The following is a 20,926-nucleotide window of genomic DNA, read 5'->3' on the forward strand; positions in this document are numbered from 1 at the left end:
GTTATGTCTTTTTTTATGAGCTTTTGATTGGTGTTTGTTAAGCATTTTTTGTGATGGGTTGCCTTTTTCAAAATAGTGTTTACTATAAATGTAGAACAGTTGAACTATTTGAGAATCATTTCACAAAATAAATAAAAACTATGATACAATAATTTACCCAGGGCTATAATAATTGGGGACGTTTCGCTTAATAATAAAGCGGTAAAAATGAGAGATAAAGTGGGGCGATAGCTGTGTTGAAAATCTTTGTTTGTGATGATGAAACAGTTCATAGAAATCGAATTACCAAAATTGTAAAAAACTATCTAATGATGATGGATTATGATATAGAATTTGCCATGGAGACTCCTGATCCTAACGATGTTTTGAATTTTATTCGTAAAGAACGAACAGAAGGACTCTACTTTTTAGACATCGATCTTAATGCCGAAATGAATGGGATCATGTTAGGTGCAAAAATCCGTGAATATGATCCAACTGCTAAAATTGTTTTTATAACTTCTTACAGTGATATGGCTTATTTAACTTTTGTTTACAAAGTAGAAGCTATGGATTACTTAGTAAAAGACGATTTTGAAGAACTACAGAAAAAAGTGATTAGTTGCATAGATACTGCGATGCAACGTTATATGAATACAGAACTACCTAGTCGCGAACAGATTCGGATCAAAAGTGGTGTGCTGGACATCAAATTATTCGTGGACGAGATCTTATTTTTTGAATCGAGCCAAACGCCGCATAAGCTGATTATTCATTTGGATAACAGAATGGTTGAATATACTGGAAAAATCAAAGACGTTGAAAAATTCAGTCAATCATTTTATCGCTGTCACCAATCTTATGTAGTAAATGTAAACAATATCAGTCGAATTGACAAAAAGGAACGCGTAATTACAATGGTCAATGATGAAGAATGTCTAGTGTCCACACGTCACTTAAAAAAATTAGTTGATCGTTTTAATCAAAAATAACTCTAGCACTTTTGTTGAAATAACTAGCACTTATGAGTTTGCTTTCTCTCACTTTCAACTCCTTATATAATCAAGGTCAGGGGAGATGAAAATATGACAAATGAATATGTTTCGCTAGAAGAGAAAATAGCAAAGAATTTAAGTCAAAAACTTGGCACAAGTTTAAAGCTATCTGAACTTGAAACTGCAAAAATCGAGTACGGTCTTTCGACATTACTTGTTGAATTAATTAAACTTGTCTTTATTTATGCTGTTGCGGCATTCTTGCAAATTGTTCCAGCGGTTATTGTTACTCACGTTACGTTTTTTGCCATTCGCCGAAATTCTTATGGCTATCATGCAAGCAAAAGTTGGTTATGCACGATCCAAAGTATCTTTTTATTGGTGATTGTGCCATTCATTGCTATTTTTTTTGATATCACCGTTAGCAGACTTGTCTTTTTAAGCGCTGCGGCATTCTTGACAGTAATTATCGGAATCAAAGGACCAGCAATCAATCCTAAGCGTCTAAAAGCAGGGATTGAGAAAACACGAATGAAGGCAATCCTCGTAAGTATAGTAATTTTATTCATTGGCATAGCGATTCCTAGTGATTTTTATCGGACGGACATCCTATTAGGAATGATTAGTGCAACAATTCTTTTATTCATCAAAGTTAAAGAGTCGTAATTTAAAAAGTTACCTTTCAAATTGAGAGGTGGCTTTTTTTTAATTCTAGTTGTGTTTAACTCAAGACAAATAAATTGCAATTTCATTTCAATCCGGCTATTATTATCTCGAATTAGAGATATTTACTATTAAATAAAAGGAGGTGGGAAAATGTCACAAACAACTCAGGCATTAAATGCGTTTATTGGTTTATTACGTGTAAGTGGGAAACTAGAAGCTGTAGTGAAAAAGGATGTTAAAAATTATGGTTTGAATATTACCGAATTTTCCGTACTTGAGTTTCTTTACCATAAGGGAAAGCAAACACCACAAACAATCCAAGAGCGGATTTTGATTGCTAGTAGCAGTACAACCTATGTGATTGATAAATTGGTAGCAAAAGGTTTAGCCGAGCGTAAAACGAACCAAGCGGATCGCCGTGAAACATATGTTGCGATTACTGATTCTGGCTGTCAACTAATGGCTGAAATTTTCCCACAACATGCGGCAACAATTGGTCGATGTTTCGAAGATTTTGAATTAGACGAATTATTACAATTAGAAAAACTATTAAAAAAAGTAAAAGATAACTGACAATAAATAAAATTATGGAATGAGGAAATTTAAAATGAATATACAAGATAAACCTTTAGGAATTCATCACGTAACTGCAATGACAAGTGATATTAAGAAAAATTACCGTTTCTTTACTGATATTTTGGGGATGCGTCTGGTGAAAAAAACAGTAAACCAAGATGACATCCAAACCTACCACACGTATTATGCTGATGATTATGGTACACCTGGAACAACTATGACATTTTTTGACTTCCCTAATAATCCAAAAGGGAAGAAGGGAACGAATTCGATTTCAAGAATTGGTTTTCGTGTTCCCACTGATGCAGCATTAGAATATTATCTACAGCGTTTTGATGAATTTTCTGTAAAACATGAAGAAATTTCTGAACTTTTTGGTAAGAAGATTTTACGTTTTTGGGATGAAGATGAGCAAGCTTATCAATTAATTTCCGATGAAAAGAACAAAGGTGTTCGCCCCGGTACACCTTGGAAGAATGGACCAGTTCCAACTGAGTTTGCTATTTACGGTTTAGGTCCTGTCGAAATCACAATTTCTTACTTTGATGATTTTCGTGCACTTTTCGAAAATATTTTAACCTTTAAGGAAATCGCCGTTGACGGTAATCGTCATTTGTTAGAAATCGGCGAAGGAGGGAATGGGGCACAAGTTATTTTAGTAGAAGATACTACTAGCTCTCAGGGACAACAAGGCTTTGGCGAAGTTCACCATGTCGCATTCCGTTTAGCTGATCGTAGTTCTTTGAAAGTTTGGCAAAAGATTTTTGACGACCTAGGGTTACCAAATTCTGGTTATGTTAACCGCTATTATTTTGAATCGCTATATGTTCGCTTGGGACACATTTTAGTTGAATTTGCAACGGATGAGCCAGGATTTATGGAAGATGAACCTTATGAAACTTTAGGAGAAAGCTTATCATTACCACCATTTTTAGAAAATCAACGTTCATCAATCGAAAGCGCGATTAAACCTTTTGATACAAAGCGTTAACAAAGGAGAATTCCATGCAGCCACTGAATAAAATTCATCATTTTTCTGCAACTGTTGCAGATTTAGATCAAACACTTCACTTTTATCGTGATATTCTGGGCCTCCGATTAGTGAAACAAACTGTTAATTTTGATGATCCAGATAGTTACCATCTTTACTTTGGAAATCATGAAGCAGAGGTCGGTACAATTATCACTTTCTTTTCTTGGAAATATGAAACAATAGGCAGAGTAGGAAGTGGACAAGTGGGAACGATGGCTTTTCAAATACAACTAGGAAGTATGCGTTATTGGCTTAGTCGTCTAGAAGACTTTTCAATTACTACGCAACAAACAGATTTATTTGGACAACCAACAATTGAATTCAATGACCCAGATGGTTTGACGATAGCTTTTGTTGAAAGTCAAATAACTTCGGAAACACCAGCGATTCTTAGCTTGTATGGTGGGGTACTACTTTCTGCAAATCCCCAAGCAACCGTTCAGTTATTGACTGAAGGATTGGGCATGACTTTAGTACGTAAATCAGCTTTTGGCTACCATCTTATTTTTGGTGAAGATAATGAACAACAACTAATTGTTCCTAAAGAAACTTTGGCTCCTGGTAGATTTGGTCCAGGAACGGTTCACCATATCGCATTTTTAGTCGAAGATGATTCATTACCAGATTGGAAAACAAGATTGCAAGAAGCAAAATACGTTGTGACAAAAATCAAAGATCGAAAATATTTCCAATCAATCTATTTACAAGAACATGGAAATGTTTGGTTGGAACTAGCAACTGGGACACTAGGCTTTACAGTCGATGAACAGCTGGAAACACTTGGGGAAGAATTCATGTTGCCCGATAAATTTTTATCACAAAAATCAGAGATTTTAAAACGGCTACCCAAATTAAATGTGTTATAAAAGGAGAATGAAATGATCCAAAAGTCACCTTTAGAGTTAACTGAAAGAGAAAATTATAAATTACTGATTGGTTCAATCGTTCCTCGGCCAGTAGCTTTAGTAACTACGCGTTCTAAAAACGGAAGTGTAAATGTTGCACCGTTCAGCTATTTTTCTATCGTCAGCTCAAACCCGCCAATTGTTTCACTAGCGATTCAGCGAAAAACGAGCAAACTAAAAGATACAGCCGCCAATCTATTAACTACAAAAGAAGCTGTCATCCATATTTTAGATGAAGATAACGTTGTCGATGGAAATCAAACTGCGGCAACATTACCAAAAGAAGAAAGTGAATTATCACGAACAACTTTTTCGATAGATGATGCCCAAACAGTTGGAGCACCTGTTCTCAGAGAATCGAAAATTCGTTTTGAAACAGAGCTCTATCAACATATCGAAATCAAAGAAAAGGAGCAGATCACTGCAGACTTACTTTTATTAAAAATCAAGCACTATCAAGTGGATGAGTCAGTCTATGATGAGGGGCGTATCTTAATCGAAAAGTTAAAACCTGTTAGCCGTTTAGCCGGCAATAATTATGCTAAAATAGGAGAGATCTTTACCTTAGTTCGCCCTGATTGATTTCAAGTGGGAAGAGAGAAGAATTAATTATATAGATTAGAGGGGTTTATGATGTTAAAAATTACTTATAAAACTGCGGTCGATGCCAATAAAATGACGAAAGAATATGCTGATCCAGCAGCTTTCTTGCATGATCAATATCTAGAAGTACCACCTTTACAAGATTACTACCACGTGGTAGAAGCGATGTTGGATGGTCAAGTAATCGAGTTGAAAGATCAAACAATTGGTGGCTTATTTAATCAATTGAATCAAAAATAAAAGGTGAGGTTGGCGCTCTAAACGTTTCGCTTCAAACAATAAGAAATTTTTCAAAAACTAGCTTCCTAAGATTTTTATGAAAAGAGGGACTGTGACAAATGATTTGTCACAGTCCCTCTTTTTCTGTTCAGGTCGTTAAAGAAATAGAAGCAAAAGTCATTGAAATAGCACAAAAAAACATGAAGGACTTACGGATATTTTTCTTTTTTTCTGTGCATTTTTATAACTCACTAAAGTCATGATTGATTGACTCTAAAAATTGAAATTCCTTATCTGAATAAGAAAAAACAAGAATACAACAATTTGAAAATTGAACCTTCTTTACTTCAGGAAAAGAAAGCCATTTTTGAAGAAACAGATACAAAGAGCCACCATGACTAACGGCTAACACTTCTTGATGGTCAGGTTTTTCCATGATTTCAGTCAGTGTATCGACCATCCTTTCTTGTAACTCTTGACTGCTTTCTCCACCAAAAGGGACAAAAAAGTCACCATATGAAGTTTCTCCTAGTTTATGAGGAGGGTTGAGCGACTCGCTTTCGCCTTCAAAGACACCAAAATTCCATTCTTTTAATCCTTTTACTCGCTGATAAGGAAGCGTGGTAACTTGTTCTACCGTATCAATGGCTCTTTCTGAAGTGGAAGTATAAGCATGATCTAAGGTGATTTGATTGTCAGAAAAATAATTACCAGCTATTTTTGCTTGAGCAATACCTTTCGCCGTTAGTGGTGAATCGCTCCAACCTTGGATTCTTTTTAGTTGGTTGAATAACGTTTCTCCGTGTCGCATTAGATATAATTTTTTTGTCATTTTTCATTCCTTCTTTACTTAAAATTTTGCTAATTGCAGCGTTTCCTTCTGTCTTTAATTAAATCATACAGGTTTGAGTGCACTCTAAGTCAACTGTTTATTCTAAAAATTCTGACCTTTATCCAATTTTCCGTTATAATAAATTTGATAGTCTGAAAAGTTCATGGATGAATGACTCTATTCAGCTGTCGACTTTTTACTTTTACTTGAATTTAGACTAAAAGGAGTTAAAAAATGAAAAAAATTGCTTATTTAAGCATTGCTATCGGCACACTTGGATTATTGGCAGGGTGCCAAAGTAATGAGAACCAGAATCAGCCCCAAAATCAATCGAACACACAGACAAGCAAAACACAAACAGTGAGAGATAGTAGTGCTTCCTCGAGCACAACAGGAAAATCGATTAAAGGTGATTTACGTGTTTCAGTTGAAGAGGCAATCAAAGCTTATCAAGATACTTATCCTGATAGTGACATTACCTCTCTTGAACTAGATACATCATTCGGTGCCTATTATTACAAGATTGAAGGAGTCAATGATACTACTGAGTTTGAAATCAAAGTGGATGGTGTCACGAAAAAGGTGGAGAAAGAACGAGAAGAACAACTTGATAGGGATGAGCAGAATGGCGTGAAACGAAGAGAAGATAAAATCGACATTCAAAACTTGTTAAGTATCGAAAAAGCTGCTGAGATTGCTGTCCAGCAAGTCGGTGGTGGAACAGCTACAGATTGGGATCTAGATAAAGATCTTGGAATTACTTTTTGGGAAGTTACTGTTGAAAACAATCAGCAAGAAACAACCGTCAAAATGAATGCTCAGACAGGTGAAATTTTAGAAACAGAAGTAGATGACTAAAATGTTTTTTCGAAAAAAAACGCTCTCAAAATAATTGAAATTCTTGTCCATAAGATATAGTATATACCGTGGAGTATATACTATATCTTTTTTTTGTAAAAATTCAGTCAAAATTAAAGGAGCTTAGACTATTTTTATGGTGGACAAAGAAACCAAAAACAAATTTACGCAAGTCGCTTCAAAAATCGAACAACGAATTGAAGAGGGGATCTATGTCAGTTCACAAAAATTACCTTCAGAATATGATTTAGCCAAAGAATTTCAATGCAGTCGTTTGACCATTCGAAAGGCAATTGATCTGTTAATTCAAAAAAACGTGTTAGTAAAACGACCAGGTAAAGGCAGTTATGTGATGTCTCAGCAAAAAATCCAAAGTGGCCGTGCAGGTCTCCAAGGATTTACTGAAGCAGCTAAATCATATGGAAAGACGAGCAAAACAGAAGTTATTTCTTTTCGAAAATTACTCAAAGACAACGAAAAAATTCGTCACGCCCTGCAGTTAACTCCTGACACAACCATTTACGAATTGATTCGAAGACGTTTACTTGACGGGGAACCGATGACTGTCGAAAAAATTTATTTAGCAGAAAGCTTCGTTGCAGATTTTACGATTGAAGACTTTAGTGGTTCGTTATTTGAGCTATTAGAAAAGCAAGTCGAAATCGCTTATTCTCATCAAGAAGTCGAAGCGATTTTAGTGGAGGAGGAAATGGCCGATTTACTAGATGTTTCTGTTGGTAATCCTTTATTAAGAGTCCAGTCTGTCACCTATGCAATTGATGCAGAACCTATTTTTTATGACATTTCATATTATCGAGCAGACCGTTATACATTTAAAAATACATTAACTCGTTATAGCCAATAGGAGGTCATTATGAATATTCACCAGTTAATTGAAGCAAACAAGGAACAGTTTTATCAAGATCTAAATGAAGTAATACAAATCAAAAGTGTGAAGGGCACACCCGAAAAAAATGCACCATTTGGTCGAGGGCCAAAAGAAGCGCTTGAAAAAGCCCTGTCTTTGTCTGAAAGCTATGGTTTCAAAACAATGAATGTCAAAGATGCGGTTGGGTATGCACAATGGGGAAACGATTCTGAGTATATTGGAATTATCGGACATTTGGATGTTGTTCCAGAAGGTGCTGGTTGGTCATTTCCACCCTATCAGTTGACAAAAAAAGCTGGGCGTTTTTATGCACGTGGTATCTTAGATAACAAAGGTCCTATCATCGCATGTCTGTATGGTATGAAGTTATTAAAAGAGGCTGGATTTGTCCCTAAAAAAACGATTCGAATCCTTTTTGGAACAGATGAAGAAAGTGGTAGTTCTGATATTCCTATGTATTTGAGCCAAGAAAAGCCACCGATAGTTGGTTTCACGCCTGATTGCAAATATCCTGTTGTGTATGGAGAACGCGGAATCGTCAACTATCAAATTTTGACCACTTTTGATACGCAGGAATTAAATCAACTAGGAAATTTTGACGGTGACCAAGCAAAAGATCATGTACCTGACCAACTATCTATCACAATTAATCAAGAAAAAATAACGGTAAGCGGAAAACGTGCACCTTCTAATGCACCAGAGTTAGGTGAAAATGCCATTACTTTAATAGCCGAAAAAATCATAAAAGACCAATTAGTAACGGGAGAATTGCAGAATTATTTTTCTTGGATAGCAAATTCTCTTGCAAATCAACACAATGGGGAAGGATTAGCGTTAAATTTTGAAGACGAAGACAGTGGCAAACTGATTTTGACACCCTATGAATTGCTGAAAACAGAAACTGGGTTGATCTTATCAATTGCTATTCGTTATCCTGTTTCTATAACTGAAGAAGAAGTTACCGAAATGCTCCTTAGTCAGTTACCAAAAAATAGTACAATGAAAGTTGTGCGCCGAATCAAAAGTAGTTTGTTTCCTAAAAATGATCCGTTTGTCCAAAAGTTGACTGCGGTTTATGAAGATGTAACGAAAGAAGATGGAGCGCCTGTAACGACCACTGGTGCAACTTACGCCAGATTCATGCCGAATACCGTTGCATTCGGACCTTCATTTCCAGGACAAAAAGGGATTGCGCATAATCAAGATGAGTATATGGATGAAAGTGATTTATTGCTAAATCTGGAAATTTATATGCGGGCAATCATCGCTTTGACCGAATAAGAAGCCAAAAAGAATCTAGAACAAAAGTTTCCCAAATAGATAAACCGCCTAAAACTCGTTTCTAAAAAACGGTGATTTTAGGCGGTTTTAAAATTGAAAATAGACTAAGGTGACTAGATTTTTAGTTTTTCTCTTCTTTTTTTTCAAATAAACAGTGTTTAAGCAGTAGTTCCTTTCAAGTAAGCCTAAATTTTATAAAAATTTGAGAATCTATTTTTAGAAACGTGTCCTTATTGCTTGAAGTTAAGCGCTTGGAGCTGCGACCTCTTTTCTTACAGAAATGAGAGCTTGATTGTTTTTTTATGAGAAAGTCAACTTTTTGATTCTTTCGGTATATACAAAATAGTATATACTAATTATAATGTTTTTATGAAAGCGCATTAGTTAAAACGAAATGGAAAGGGTGAATAGGATGCGAGGTGCGATTGCTACTTGGCGAATGGCACATGATGGTGTCGTTGAAGCACTACGAATTTTAGAAAAAAATGAACGAGCGGGCGATGCGGTAGAAGCACTGATTAAAACCGTGGAGGATTACCCGTATTATAAATCAGTAGGTTATGGTGGGTTACCAAATGCTCAAGGTATTTTAGAAATGGATGCCGCTTTTATGGACGGTGACTCTTTTAAAATCGGTGCTGTCGCTGGAATAACCGATGTTAAAAATCCAATTACGGTGGCTAGACGTTTAAGTGAGGAAAAATTCAACAGTTTTTTAGTTGGAAATGGTGCAACACAATACTCGATGTTACATGATTTTGAGCGAAAAAATATGTTAACACCTCGTGCGCATAAAATTTGGGAAAAGCGGTTAAAAGAAATCCAAGAAAAACAGCTAAATCCTTATGATGGTCATGATACGGTCGGAGCCATCACATTAGACAACTACGGGTCGATGGCAGCAGGGACTTCCAGCTCGGGGTTATTCATGAAAAAGCCCGGACGTGTCGGAGATTCACCGCTTTCTGGTTCAGGCTTTTATGTAGACAGTACGATTGGTGGAGCAGCTGCAACTGGATTAGGCGAAGATTTGATGAAAGGTTGTTTGTCTTATGAAATTGTTCGATTGATGGGTAGTGGCGTTAGTCCTCAAGATGCCTGTGACCAGGCAGTCTATTCTTTTGAAACAAAACTCAAAGAACGCTATGGAAAAGCTGGTGCATTTTCACTCATTGCAATGAATACAGCAGGAGAGTGGGGGGTCGCCACCAATGTTGAATTTACCTTTAGTGTTGGTACACAAACACAAGCACCGCAAATTTTCCTTGCCAATCCAGGGAAAGATCAGACAACGTTGATTGAACCTATCACGAAGGAATGGCTGGAAGCCTATGAGAAAAGAATCAAAGCACCAATTGATTAAAAATAAAAAATAAGTTAAGGAGTGAATCAAATGAAGAAAAAAATTTATTTGTTTTGTGATGCTGGCATGTCCACAAGTATTATGGTCAATAAAATGATGGAAGTTGTCCAAGCACATCAGATGCCGTTAGAAATTACTGCATTTCCAGTTGCTAGAGCACAAGAAGTCGTTGATCAAGAAAAACCGATTGCGATTTTATTGGGGCCTCAAGTGCGCTTTTTGCTCGAAAAAGTTCGGACACAGTTTTCACCACAAAATATTCCAGTTGCTGCAATCTCTCCCGAAATCTATGGCATGATGGACGGCGAAGGTGCGTTGAAAGAAGCACTTAAATTGATCAAGAAAAATAAACAATAACGTGGAGGACAACTATGCAAAAATTTTTGAATTGGCTGGAAAAAGTATTAACTCCTTTAGCCAAAGTCATTGGTGAAAATAAATATTTAGTTGCTATTCGTGATGGATTCCTATTGTCAACGCCTTTATTGATCGTCGGCTCTGTCTTTCTTTTGATTGCTAATTTTCCTCTGCCCCAGTGGAACGAATGGATGTCTGCCTTGCTTGGTGACAACTGGGAGTCAATGATGTCTGTACCTGCCAGCGCGAGTTTCGATGTTATGACCATTTTAGCTGTAGTCGGAATTGCCTACAGTTTAGGGAAACAATTTCATGTTGACGCAATGCAGTCAGGGATTATCGCATTGGTTTCTTTCTTTATTTTAACGCCGTATCAGACATTGTTTACACCCGAAGGAATCACCACTGTTTACGAAGTAACTAGCTTACCTCTTAAGTGGATGGGTTCTAGCGGTTTATTCCTTGGAATGATTGTTGCGTTGATCTCTACTCGTTTGTTTGTTGCAATGGTGCGCAAAGGTTGGACAATCAAGATGCCTGATGGTGTACCACCTACTGTAGTGAAATCATTTGAAGCACTTATTCCAAGTTTTGTCGTAGTGACGATGATGTTTTTGGTCAACTGGCTCGTTTCGTTGACTTCTTACGGCAATCTACAAGATGTTATCTTCACGTTTTTACAAACGCCATTATTAAGCTTAGGAAATACGTTAGGGGCTATGGTTATCGCATATCTGTTCTTGCATTTCTTTTGGTTTTTTGGAATCAATGGAAGCAGTGTCGTTGGGGCTGTATTCAACCCAGTCCTCCGAGCGTTATCCGTCGAAAATCTTCAAGCATTCAAAGATGGACATGAAATTCCGAATATCATTACTGGACAATTCCAAGATATGTTCGCGACTTTTGGTGGTGCAGGTTCAACTTTGTCATTAATTGTGGTAATGGTTCTTTTCTGTAAAAGTCAACGAATCAAAAAGTTATCGCAGTTATCTTTAATTCCTGGAATTTTTGGAATTAACGAGCCAGTTATTTTTGGATTACCGATCGTTTTGAATCCCATTTTATTAGTTCCTTTCGCTTTAGTTCCAACAATCAATATCATTATTGCCTACTTTTCAATGAATATCGGATTGGTTCCTTATACAAATGGTATTCAGTTGCCATGGACAACTCCACCAATCATTTCTGGATTTTTAGTTAGTGGATGGCAAGGTGCTGTGTTACAAGGAATTTTATTTATTTTAGGAATGGCAATTTATTATCCGTTTATCAAAGTAATGGATGTCCAATATCTTCGAGAAGAGATGAAAACCAAAGAAGAAGAACTTGATGAAATCAACTTAGATGATTTTGATTTTGATGACATTTAACTTTTTAACTAAAAAGAACCAGCAAGGCAGTGATGATTTTTGTCTTGTTGGTTTTTATTTATTGGAAAAGAAGCGGTACATAAACAGAAAAACAACAAATTTTAAAGAATTTTAAGATAGCAACCTAGGCAATAGTTGGATATAATAGAAGTGTTTTAATGACTGATGAAGTGAATAGAAGTGATGAAACAAAAATTGGAGGATTCAAATGAAAAGAAGCGACCAGAAAAAACGAAAAAGCTTTATTCCATATATTCTAGGTGCCACAGCTGTTGTAGCAATAGCTGGTGGAGGTTTTTTTTATTATCAACATTCTCAAGAAACCAAAACTGTTAACGAAGCGAAAACAACGATTAAACAATTTGTGAAGGCACTTGATAAAGGCGATTACAAAAAAGCAACGACCTTATTAGTACCAACCACGAAAAAATCGGAATGGACGACTCAAGAAATTTTAGAAAAGTATCAAAATATCTATGATGCTGTCGATATAAAAGGATATACTGTATCGGATTTAACTGTCGAAAAAAAGAAAAAGGATACATATACTTTTTCTTATACAGCTAAAATGAGTACAGCTCTGGGCGAACTAAACGACCTAAATTTTGAAGGAACGCTAATTCGCGAAAAAGATGGACCCAAAATCAATTGGCAACCCAATTTAATTTTTCCTACTATGGAAAATGGGGACAAAGTTAGTTTGATCACTCAAGAGGCAACTCGTGGTGAGATACTAGATCGAAATGGCGAAGGATTAGCAACTAATGGTCAGTTGAAGCAACTAGGTGTCGTGCCAAGTAAGTTAGGCGAAGGCGAAGAAAAAAATGCCAATATCAAAACCCTTGCTGAGCGAACACAATTGACAGAAGACACAATCAATCAAGCCATCTCACAGAGCTGGGTTCAACCAGATTATTTTGTTCCACTCAAAATAATTGACGGGGAAACCCCAGAATTACCTGCGGGTGCAACAATTCAAGAAGTAACTGGGCGATACTATCCTTTAAGTGAAGCCGCTGCACAATTAATTGGTTATGTAGGAGATATTACTGCCGAAGATATTGAAAAGAATCCAAAATTAAGTAGCGTAGGAAAAATTGGACGTTCTGGTCTGGAAATGGCTTTTGACAAAGAGTTACGTGGAACTAACGGTGGAAAATTAGTTATCACAGACGAAAATGGCAATGAAAAAAATGTACTTCAAGAACAAAAAGTTAAAAATGGTGAATCAATAAAATTGACAATTGATGCAAAAGCTCAAAAGATTGCTTATGATGAATTAGGTGGAGAAGCTGGCTCAACTGTGGCTACTACACCAAAAACAGGTGATTTACTCGTTTTAGCAAGTTCACCAAGTTACGATCCCAACAAAATGACTAATGGCATCTCTGAAAAGGACTACCAAGCATATGCCGATGATAAAAACCAACCATTTATCAGCCGTTTTGCTACTGGCTATGCACCAGGTTCTACATTTAAAATGATCACTGCAGCAATTGGCTTGGACAATGGCACACTAAATCCTGAAGAAAATCTAACTATTGATGGATTAAAATGGCAAAAAGATTCTTCTTGGGGCTCTTACGAAGTTACGCGGGTAAGTGATGTGGCACAAGTTGATTTACGAAATGCGTTGGTTTACTCTGATAATATTTATATGGCACAGCAAACATTGAAAATGGGGGAAAAAGCATTTCGCTCAGGCTTAGACAAGTTCATTTTTGGCGAAGAGTTGGATTTACCTATTAGTATGAATCCTGCACAGATTTCTAATGAAGATAGCTTTAAATCAGAAATTTTGTTAGCAGATACTGGCTATGGCCAAGGAGAATTATTGATTACACCAATCCAACAAGCGACGATGTATTCCGTTTTTGCTAACAATGGAAAGCTTATCTATCCTAAGCTAGTTGTAGATGCGAAAACAAAAACCAAAGATGATGTGATTAGTGACGCTGCTGTTCAAACAATCTTGCCAGACTTAGAAGCTGTTGTAACTGATCCTAATGGGACTGCACATTCTCTGGCTAGCTTAGGTATTCCTATAGCAGCAAAAACAGGTACAGCGGAAATCAAAGAAAAGCAAGATGAAAAAGGACAAGAGAATAGCTTCTTATTTGCTACAAATCCAACTAATCAAGGCTATCTCATGGTAAGTATGTTAGAGGATAAAAAAGAAGATGATTCTGCAACAAAACGAGCACCAGAATTAGTAAACTATCTAAATGCAACTTATCAATAAAGGTTGTAGCGCAAAATACTTAACTCCGACAATATAACAAGCAGTCACTCATGATAGCCCTTCATATTTTGAAGGGAATGCAAGTCCTATCGAGGAGTTATTTTGGGAACAACGAGGGAAAGGTTGTGGCGCAAGACGTTCAGCTTCAAGCAATAAGATTTTCTTTCTAAAAATAGTTCCTCATGTTTTTATCAAAGAAGAGCTTGTTGCTGAAGTAGTTGCTTTGGGAAGACTGCCTATTCAACGAAAGGAGGTATGACAAAAGTCTTGTCATACCTCCTTTTTGTTGGTGAAACCTACGTTGAATCATCTAGTTAAACGTTATTAAACCTTAATCTTAAGCTTACTGAAACGATAAATGGAAATTGATACCTTTTCCGGACATTCAAAAATCATTAAAAACTTGAAAAGTGTCTCAAAGAAAATGCTTTTTACTTAATAATCATTCTCTCAAATCTATCAATCAGCCAATCAAATGATACTTTTCAAGCGTATCAAGACTTTCTAAAATGGTTTCTTCGTTATTGCTAAGTGGTTGCCAACCTAAGAGATCTTTTGCCTTTTGATTACTAACGTTACGATTGATTTCAAGCATTAGCTTGCCTTCTTGCGCGGAAGCATTGAACAGGGCACCTAACTTAACAAAGGTGTTGGGTAAAAGATGATTGAGTTTCATTTTTTTTGCCAGTTCTGGTCGTTTCTTTTTGATAAGCGCAATGATTTCAGCCATTGAGATTTGGCCATCCTCAGTAGCGATAAACCGTTGATTTTTTGCCTGTGGATGTGTCATTGCTCGAACGTGCAAATCAGCGACATCACGGACATTAACAAGGTTTAAAGGAAGGTTGGGCATCGGTGAACCATTGAACAGGCTGTTTAATAATACGAAACTACCAGAAACATGTTCATTAAGAGAAGCACCCATAATTGCAACTGGATTGATGGTAGTTAATTCTAATGACGTGTTTGAATCTTCAATAAATTTCCATGCTGCTTTTTCAGCCAACAACTTGGATTTTTCATAAGCAGACAAGCCTTTTTCATCGGGATTCGTCCAATTTGCTTCCGTTGTGAGTGAGGATCGGTCTTTGTTACTAAAACCTACTGCTCCAAAATTTGCTGTCATGACAACACGTTTTACTTTTGCTCGCGCGGCAGCTTTTAAAATTCGTAGTGTTCCTTCCTCTGATTGCTGGCTAATAGTCAAATCTTTATTTTTGGCATCGAAAAGAGGTGAAGCAACACTCAAGACATAGGTGATACCAGCCATTGCTTCCTCCCAACCTTCATCTTTAGCCAAATCAGCTTGGATAAAACTTAGTTTTTCACTATTTTCCACCTGATTATTCCTTAACGTTTCCCAAACATCTGCTTGTTTAGTGAGGGATCTTAATGTTGCGCGAACTTCATACCCTTGATTCAAAAGAGCTAAAATAATTTGCATACCTAAATAGCCATTTCCACCTGTAACTAATACTTTATCTGTCATTTTTCTATCTCCTATCAGTTGCTTTTTTTGATTCATTTGTTTATGCTACTTATACTAGACCCTAGAGCATACTCTAGGGCAAGGAAAAAAGAAAAAAGGTGAAAAAATGAGTTACTCAATCAAAGAAGTCTCTCAAAAAGTCGGGCTATCTATTTACACATTACGATTCTACGACAAGCAAGGTCTGCTTCCTTTTGTAGCAAGAAATGACGCAGGTTACCGTGAATTTACAGAGGGTGACTTAAAACTGATTCATACAATTTGCTGTCTAAAAGAAACAGGAATGAAAATAAGTGATATTCGACAGTACATTGAATTTGTCATGGCTGGTCCTGAAACGGTTGATTTACGAAAGAAACTTTTGTTGAGTCACCGACAAGAAGTATTAGAAAGACAGAAAAAAATCGAAGAAAGTTTACAAGAAATCGACTACAAGATTGGTATGTATAGTTCGGAGGATGCGAAAAAACAAGTTGCTTTAGAAGTAAGCTATGCAATTGCTGAAAAAGAAAAGAATGGTTTAATGAATCCTTATGTGGAATGAAACTAAAAAAGTGTAATAAACTTCGTCGTTTGGCGAGGTTTATTTTTTTGCAAAAAAATTTAGTTGGAAAAGAAAATAATTTTGTAAGACAAGCTAGTTGATTTTTACATTAAATAATTAATAAAAAATAGTTGACAAATAGTTCGGTGCCGAACTATAATGAGTGACGAAATAAAGTTCGGTACCGAACTAAAAGAAAGGGATTTTGAAAATGAGTGAATTATCTGAACGTTTGATGAAACAACTACGTTTTATTAGTGAAGCAAGTAATGCTTTTATGAGTCAAAAAAAGCAAAAGTTTACTGGACAGCAACGAGTATTGTCAATTTTACGACTAGAGGATGGATTAGTCCAAAGCTACCTTGCTGAAGTTTTAGATTTACGACCAAGCTCGTTGGCGGAACTAATGAAGAAAATGGAAAAAAGTGGGGATATTACTCGCGAAGAAGATGAAAATGATAAACGAACAAAACGTGTTTATCTAACAGAACAAGGAAGAGAAAAAGCGGAGAAAAATGCGTCCTTCAAGCAAGAAAACCAAAGCGAAATCTTTTTTGCTGGTTTAACAGAAGAAGAACAAACAACTTTCAGTAACTTGTTAGAAAAAATTTCTAGTGGTTGGAGTGGCGAATTTCATCGTCAATCCGAAAAATTTATTGATCCATTAGATCGTTTCCAAGCAATGCAAGAAATGCGTGAAGCTCTATTTGAAGAATACGGTGGAGATTGGCAAAATTTATCACCAGAGGATTTACGAAAAATGCGTCGCGAAATGAAACGAATGATGCGAAAATCGCCATTTGGTGAACGTGGTGGTCGTCCAGATTTCCCACAAGATTTTCCAAACCGATTTGGTCATGATTTTCGACGTGATTTCTGGCGAAGTGGTCCAAACAGAGGAAAACAACCATTTAACAACGATGATTCTCATAGAAACAATGAGGATGAATGGGAAGATTTTTAAACTATCAAAAATTTTAGAATGAGTTTTAGGTATTAGGAGGAAAAGAAAATGGCACGAGGTGGCGGCGGACAACCCGCAAGATTTGCTGAAGAACTACCAGCATCTACTGGAGCATTTAAATTCAAAGATTTTATGAAATTGATTAACAGTGTAAGCTCAAAGAAAGGTTTATTTTTATTTGGGATCTTACTTAGTTTAGTGACAAGTGGCGCAAGTTTGGTAGTACCTCAGTTAACAAAGGGGCTGGTTGATACCAGTGAATTATCAAAAATTGACGGGAAAATGGTCGCAGTGCTACTTGTTGCATTTGCTGTTTATCTTGGTTTTGGAACGATTGGTGGTTTTTTACTTCGTTATGTTGGTGAAGATTCTGTTAAATCTCTAAGAGAAAAGTTATGGGCACATTTGCTTCACTTACCTGTAAGTTATTATGATGAACATAAATCAGGTGAAAGCAGCTCTCGTTTAGTAAATGACACAACGGTGATCAAAGATTTAGTAACGACGCAATTTCCAAACTTTATTACAGGAGCAATCCAATTAGTTGGCTCAGTTATTATTTTGGTCATTATGGATTGGAAGATGGCAATGTTGATGTTTGTTGCAGTACCAATCGTCATGATTATCATGATTCCAATTGGTAAGATGATGTCTAAAATTGGGCGCCAACTACAAGGAGCAACTGCTGATTTTAATGCGGATGCTACAGAAAAACTTGCTGAAATCCGTTTGATCAAATCAAGTAACGGGGAAGAAGCGGAAAAAAATAGTGGTCGTACGTTTATCGAAAAGATTTTTGTATTAGGTGTCAAAGATGCCAAAATCGAAGCTGTTCTACAACCAATTATGATGACAGCAATGCTTGGATTGTTTGTTGGGATTCTTGGATATGGCGCAGTTCGTGTTCAAGCAGGTACGTTAACAAGTGGTGAACTGGTAGCATTCCTTTTGTATCTATTTAATATCATCACACCTGTGACAAGCTTTGCGATGTTTTTCTCTCAAGCGCAAAAAGCAATGGGGGCAACTGAACGTATCCAACAAATTTTGGAAACGAAGATTGAAAAAAACGGTGAAGTTGCTGTCAATGTTGCAGGAGAAACAATCCAAGCAGAAAATATTTCTTTCAGCTATGAAGAAAATCATCCAATTCTAAAGGATATTTCATTTTATGCAAAACCTAATACAGTGGTCGCTTTTGCTGGACCAAGTGGTGGCGGGAAGTCAACGATTTTCTCATTACTTGAACGTTTTTACCAACCAACAGCAGGTAAACTGACTGTTGGCAATCAAGATATTCAGTCGTTTGATTTGAATGAATGGCGTTCACAAATTGGCTATGTATCACAAGATAGTGCAGTTTTTGCTGGAAGTATCCGAGATAATTTGCAATATGGTTTGGGTAGAACATTAAACGATGACGAGCTTTGGCATGGGTTAAGTTTAGCGTATGCTGATCAGTTTGTTCGTGATTTCCCTGAACAATTGGATACCAAAATTGGAGAACGTGGTGTGAAATTATCGGGTGGTCAAAAACAACGAATTGCGATTGCCCGTGCATTTTTACGAAACCCACAAATTTTGATGTTAGATGAAGCAACTGCAAGCTTGGATTCACAATCAGAAGAAAAAGTCCAACGTGCATTAGATCATTTGATGAAAGGTCGAACAACCTTAGTCATTGCCCATCGTTTATCAACAATTGTCGATGCAGATCAGATTTATTTCATTGAAAAAGGAACGGTTACTGGACATGGGACTCACAGCGAGTTGATTCATTCCCATAGTTTGTATGCTGAGTATGTCAATGAACAGATCGTTAATTAAATTTTGTCATAAATAATAGTAAAGAAACAAGGTAGAACAAAATATATTGTTCTACCTTGTTTGCTTTTAATTTAAGTCTAATTGGCTTTAACAGTATAAATCTTTCTCGTAAAATATTTTAAAATCAATGGAGAAACTAAAGTCGTCAGTAAAATGATAATCACTAGTGGGGAATAATATTGTGCTTCAATCAACTTACTTTGTTGCCCTATTTGTAAAATAATCAAAGCCATTTCGCCACGCGAAATCATTCCCGCACCGACCATCAATGAACTATTCCCAGAAAAACCAGCCACTTTTGCACCAAGATAGCCACCGACCAGTTTAGTCAAGATTGCAATAATCGTGAAGGCTAGAATGAAGAACAATTGACTTCCAAAATTAGTAAAATCAACCTCTAAACCAACACTGACAAAGAAAACAGGGATAAAAATAGAATAACCCAGCGCTTCGACATTATGATAGACTTCTTGTTTAACTTTTGTTTGACTGACCGCGATTCCTGCAAAAAATGCGCCAATTACTGAACTAAGACCAACTAAGTCTGCCACAAAAGACATACCTAAACAGATGACTAAGGAAACAATGATCACAGCAGAATTCGCATAAATTTTTCCTGCAAAAGACATCAATAAAGGGGCAATCCATTTAACTAACAAGAAAATAAATACGAAATAAATCACTTGCTCCAATAAAATCAATGGGAGAGGTGTTTGGTTGGATGTATCACCAGTTAAGAATGAAAGACTTAAACTTAGCACTAAGACGACTAAAATATCATCCACTACAGAAGCCCCTAGAATCGTCGATCCTTCTTTGGTGTTGACCACATTTAATTCCTTCAATACCTCAACTGAAATACTTACTGAAGTTGCTGCAAGGATGATTCCAAAAAACAAGGCTTCATTTAACGGAACGTGAAAAGCCTCGCCTGTGAGCCAACCAAAAATTACTGGAAATAGGATTCCCAATAAAGCTACAAACATACCTGGCTTAAAATACTTTTTAAGTAAAGATAAATCACTTTCTAAGCCTGCAAGAAACATTAACAAAATCACACCAATTTCTGAAAAATCATGCACTAAGATGTTGGGATGTACCCAATTTAAACCTGCCTGTCCTAAAATCACGCCGACTAATAACTGTCCAATTACAGCAGGAATCCCAATACGGCGTGAAAGATGTGAACCAAGAGTTGTTGCAATCAAAATCAGACATAGGGTTCCAATAAATTCCATTTGATCATTTCCTTTCATTTGAATAAAAAAAAACAGAACGCCTGCTAGACAAAAAAATCAGGCGAACCATTTCTTTTCAATACGATTAATACTTAGATTAGTTGATCGTTATTTTTTTTAATTTGAAAAAACTGATTGCTTCTGACACGCCCATAATGATCAAAATCACACCAAAAATCTGGAATAACACTAACAAACTAGCAAATGGGTTGAATAGCAGAACGATTCCGCCAATCAATATTAATACACTGTAGATAAGCCACGGTGTTGACTTCATATTCAATCCCATTATCAATTGGAAAACGCCATTACAAATAATGGCCAAGCCTAACAGAACCGGTAAAATCGAAGCAATAGCTGGTGCAAAAAACAACACAACCAATGCCAAAATGAGAAAGACGATTCCACTAAACAGGCCAAAGCCCCAACTTCCGACTTGTTTTTTACGTTTATAATCTTCAAATAAATTAAACAGTCCTAACAAGCAAAAATAAGCAGTAATTAGATAACCAATGAGATTAAAAACAGCTCTTGGATTAATAACAATCAGCACGCCTAAAATGATATAAATAATAGCTCTGACTAAAGCATAAGTTTTAAAATTTCTTTTTAATCCTTCCATCATATGAAAACCTCCTTTTCTTTTATTCTATAACATAAGTCGTTAGTTTGCCAAGAAAACCGATTAGTATTCGC

At 36.4% G+C, this 20,926-nt stretch carries 21 protein-coding genes; 17 read left to right on the forward strand and 4 right to left on the reverse strand.

The features are described from left to right. Positions 1-233: 233 nt before the first annotated feature. From AC4BC3_RS06195 to AC4BC3_RS06225, 7 genes are all read left to right on the forward strand, one after another. Complete coding sequence (locus tag AC4BC3_RS06195) at positions 234-971, forward strand: LytR/AlgR family response regulator transcription factor (protein ID WP_067481947.1); 738 nt, start codon at positions 234-236, stop codon at positions 969-971. A gap of 93 nt (positions 972-1,064) precedes the next feature. Beyond that, the gene (locus AC4BC3_RS06200; protein WP_490467255.1) at positions 1,065-1,640 is read left to right on the forward strand and encodes an accessory gene regulator B family protein; all 576 of its coding nucleotides are present in this window, start codon (positions 1,065-1,067) and stop codon (positions 1,638-1,640) included. Positions 1,641-1,790: 150 nt separating this feature from the next. Further along, complete coding sequence (locus tag AC4BC3_RS06205; protein WP_206909637.1) at positions 1,791-2,213, forward strand: MarR family winged helix-turn-helix transcriptional regulator; 423 nt, start codon at positions 1,791-1,793, stop codon at positions 2,211-2,213. Positions 2,214-2,247: 34 nt separating this feature from the next. After that, positions 2,248-3,207 (forward strand): ring-cleaving dioxygenase, encoded by a 960-nt coding sequence (locus AC4BC3_RS06210; RefSeq protein WP_490467256.1) that lies wholly within the window; start codon positions 2,248-2,250, stop codon positions 3,205-3,207. A 14-nt stretch (positions 3,208-3,221) separates the two neighbouring features. After that, positions 3,222-4,115: a VOC family protein gene (locus tag AC4BC3_RS06215; RefSeq protein ID WP_490467257.1), complete on the forward strand. Its 894-nt coding sequence runs from the start codon at positions 3,222-3,224 to the stop codon at positions 4,113-4,115. 12 nt (positions 4,116-4,127) lie between these two features. Next, positions 4,128-4,736, forward strand: a complete 609-nt coding sequence (locus AC4BC3_RS06220) for a flavin reductase family protein (RefSeq protein WP_490467258.1) — start codon at positions 4,128-4,130, stop codon at positions 4,734-4,736. Positions 4,737-4,787: 51 nt separating this feature from the next. Beyond that, on the forward strand, positions 4,788-4,997 hold the full coding sequence (locus tag AC4BC3_RS06225) for a DUF4649 family protein (RefSeq protein ID WP_490467259.1): 210 nt from the start codon (positions 4,788-4,790) through the stop codon (positions 4,995-4,997). Between the two features lie 220 nt (positions 4,998-5,217). Here the strand turns inward: AC4BC3_RS06225 and AC4BC3_RS06230 are convergent, their stop codons facing one another. After that, positions 5,218-5,808 carry a histidine phosphatase family protein gene (locus AC4BC3_RS06230; protein WP_206907861.1) on the reverse strand — a complete coding sequence of 197 codons (591 nt, stop codon included), beginning with the start codon at positions 5,806-5,808 and terminating at the stop codon, positions 5,218-5,220. A 234-nt stretch (positions 5,809-6,042) separates the two neighbouring features. On the opposite strand from AC4BC3_RS06230, the gene AC4BC3_RS06235 reads away from it, so the two are divergent. The 7 genes from AC4BC3_RS06235 (at position 6,043) to pbp4 (ending at position 14,168) form a co-directional block, all read left to right on the forward strand. Then, complete coding sequence (locus AC4BC3_RS06235; RefSeq protein WP_206907863.1) at positions 6,043-6,666, forward strand: PepSY domain-containing protein; 624 nt, start codon at positions 6,043-6,045, stop codon at positions 6,664-6,666. A 136-nt stretch (positions 6,667-6,802) separates the two neighbouring features. Then, a complete protein-coding gene (locus tag AC4BC3_RS06240; protein ID WP_490467260.1) occupies positions 6,803-7,531 on the forward strand; it encodes a GntR family transcriptional regulator, LSA1692 subfamily in 729 nt (242 codons plus the stop codon). 9 nt (positions 7,532-7,540) lie between these two features. Further along, complete coding sequence (locus tag AC4BC3_RS06245) at positions 7,541-8,836, forward strand: M20 family metallopeptidase (RefSeq protein WP_206907867.1); 1,296 nt, start codon at positions 7,541-7,543, stop codon at positions 8,834-8,836. Positions 8,837-9,248: 412 nt separating this feature from the next. Continuing rightward, entirely contained in the window at positions 9,249-10,199 is a 951-nt protein-coding gene (locus AC4BC3_RS06250) for a glycosylasparaginase (protein WP_206907869.1), read from the forward strand. Between the two features lie 30 nt (positions 10,200-10,229). Continuing rightward, a complete protein-coding gene (locus tag AC4BC3_RS06255) occupies positions 10,230-10,556 on the forward strand; it encodes a PTS sugar transporter subunit IIB (protein ID WP_206907871.1) in 327 nt (108 codons plus the stop codon). A 14-nt stretch (positions 10,557-10,570) separates the two neighbouring features. Next, on the forward strand, positions 10,571-11,926 hold the full coding sequence (gene celB / locus AC4BC3_RS06260; RefSeq protein WP_490467261.1) for a PTS cellobiose transporter subunit IIC: 1,356 nt from the start codon (positions 10,571-10,573) through the stop codon (positions 11,924-11,926). A 208-nt stretch (positions 11,927-12,134) separates the two neighbouring features. Beyond that, a complete protein-coding gene (gene pbp4 / locus AC4BC3_RS06265; RefSeq protein ID WP_490467262.1) occupies positions 12,135-14,168 on the forward strand; it encodes a penicillin-binding protein PBP4(5) in 2,034 nt (677 codons plus the stop codon). A gap of 463 nt (positions 14,169-14,631) precedes the next feature. Here pbp4 and AC4BC3_RS06270 read toward each other — a convergent pair whose 3' ends face one another. Beyond that, a complete protein-coding gene (locus AC4BC3_RS06270) occupies positions 14,632-15,657 on the reverse strand; it encodes an SDR family oxidoreductase (RefSeq protein WP_206907877.1) in 1,026 nt (341 codons plus the stop codon). A gap of 106 nt (positions 15,658-15,763) precedes the next feature. On the opposite strand from AC4BC3_RS06270, the gene AC4BC3_RS06275 reads away from it, so the two are divergent. The 3 genes from AC4BC3_RS06275 (at position 15,764) to AC4BC3_RS06285 (ending at position 18,992) form a co-directional block, all read left to right on the forward strand. After that, positions 15,764-16,201, forward strand: a complete 438-nt coding sequence (locus AC4BC3_RS06275; protein ID WP_206907879.1) for a MerR family transcriptional regulator — start codon at positions 15,764-15,766, stop codon at positions 16,199-16,201. Positions 16,202-16,412: 211 nt separating this feature from the next. Then, positions 16,413-17,165 (forward strand): MarR family winged helix-turn-helix transcriptional regulator, encoded by a 753-nt coding sequence (locus AC4BC3_RS06280; protein ID WP_490467263.1) that lies wholly within the window; start codon positions 16,413-16,415, stop codon positions 17,163-17,165. Positions 17,166-17,297: 132 nt separating this feature from the next. After that, positions 17,298-18,992 (forward strand): ABC transporter ATP-binding protein, encoded by a 1,695-nt coding sequence (locus AC4BC3_RS06285; RefSeq protein ID WP_490467295.1) that lies wholly within the window; start codon positions 17,298-17,300, stop codon positions 18,990-18,992. Positions 18,993-19,069: 77 nt separating this feature from the next. On the opposite strand, the gene AC4BC3_RS06290 is transcribed toward AC4BC3_RS06285, so the two are convergent. Further along, complete coding sequence (locus AC4BC3_RS06290; protein ID WP_206907885.1) at positions 19,070-20,230, reverse strand: cation:proton antiporter; 1,161 nt, start codon at positions 20,228-20,230, stop codon at positions 19,070-19,072. Positions 20,231-20,327: 97 nt separating this feature from the next. Beyond that, positions 20,328-20,855, reverse strand: coding sequence for an HdeD family acid-resistance protein (locus tag AC4BC3_RS06295; RefSeq protein WP_206907887.1), 528 nt, complete (start codon positions 20,853-20,855; stop codon positions 20,328-20,330). Positions 20,856-20,926 lie beyond the last annotated feature (71 nt).

Source organism: Enterococcus sp. AAFC-DPL-6103 (assembly GCF_058216595.1).

Coding starts and splice junctions, on each gene's coding strand:
- AC4BC3_RS06200 (WP_490467255.1), top strand. CDS start 1,065: ATGACAAATGAATATGTTTCGCTAGAAGAGAAAATAGCAAAGAATTTA.
- AC4BC3_RS06205 (WP_206909637.1), top strand. CDS start 1,791: ATGTCACAAACAACTCAGGCATTAAATGCGTTTATTGGTTTATTACGT.
- AC4BC3_RS06210 (WP_490467256.1), top strand. CDS start 2,248: ATGAATATACAAGATAAACCTTTAGGAATTCATCACGTAACTGCAATG.
- AC4BC3_RS06215 (WP_490467257.1), top strand. CDS start 3,222: ATGCAGCCACTGAATAAAATTCATCATTTTTCTGCAACTGTTGCAGAT.
- AC4BC3_RS06220 (WP_490467258.1), top strand. CDS start 4,128: ATGATCCAAAAGTCACCTTTAGAGTTAACTGAAAGAGAAAATTATAAA.
- AC4BC3_RS06225 (WP_490467259.1), top strand. CDS start 4,788: ATGTTAAAAATTACTTATAAAACTGCGGTCGATGCCAATAAAATGACG.
- AC4BC3_RS06230 (WP_206907861.1), bottom strand. CDS start 5,808: ATGACAAAAAAATTATATCTAATGCGACACGGAGAAACGTTATTCAAC.
- AC4BC3_RS06235 (WP_206907863.1), top strand. CDS start 6,043: ATGAAAAAAATTGCTTATTTAAGCATTGCTATCGGCACACTTGGATTA.
- AC4BC3_RS06240 (WP_490467260.1), top strand. CDS start 6,803: ATGGTGGACAAAGAAACCAAAAACAAATTTACGCAAGTCGCTTCAAAA.
- AC4BC3_RS06245 (WP_206907867.1), top strand. CDS start 7,541: ATGAATATTCACCAGTTAATTGAAGCAAACAAGGAACAGTTTTATCAA.
- AC4BC3_RS06250 (WP_206907869.1), top strand. CDS start 9,249: ATGCGAGGTGCGATTGCTACTTGGCGAATGGCACATGATGGTGTCGTT.
- AC4BC3_RS06255 (WP_206907871.1), top strand. CDS start 10,230: ATGAAGAAAAAAATTTATTTGTTTTGTGATGCTGGCATGTCCACAAGT.
- celB (WP_490467261.1), top strand. CDS start 10,571: ATGCAAAAATTTTTGAATTGGCTGGAAAAAGTATTAACTCCTTTAGCC.
- pbp4 (WP_490467262.1), top strand. CDS start 12,135: ATGAAAAGAAGCGACCAGAAAAAACGAAAAAGCTTTATTCCATATATT.
- AC4BC3_RS06270 (WP_206907877.1), bottom strand. CDS start 15,657: ATGACAGATAAAGTATTAGTTACAGGTGGAAATGGCTATTTAGGTATG.
- AC4BC3_RS06275 (WP_206907879.1), top strand. CDS start 15,764: ATGAGTTACTCAATCAAAGAAGTCTCTCAAAAAGTCGGGCTATCTATT.
- AC4BC3_RS06280 (WP_490467263.1), top strand. CDS start 16,413: ATGAGTGAATTATCTGAACGTTTGATGAAACAACTACGTTTTATTAGT.
- AC4BC3_RS06285 (WP_490467295.1), top strand. CDS start 17,298: ATGAAATTGATTAACAGTGTAAGCTCAAAGAAAGGTTTATTTTTATTT.
- AC4BC3_RS06290 (WP_206907885.1), bottom strand. CDS start 20,230: ATGGAATTTATTGGAACCCTATGTCTGATTTTGATTGCAACAACTCTT.
- AC4BC3_RS06295 (WP_206907887.1), bottom strand. CDS start 20,855: ATGATGGAAGGATTAAAAAGAAATTTTAAAACTTATGCTTTAGTCAGA.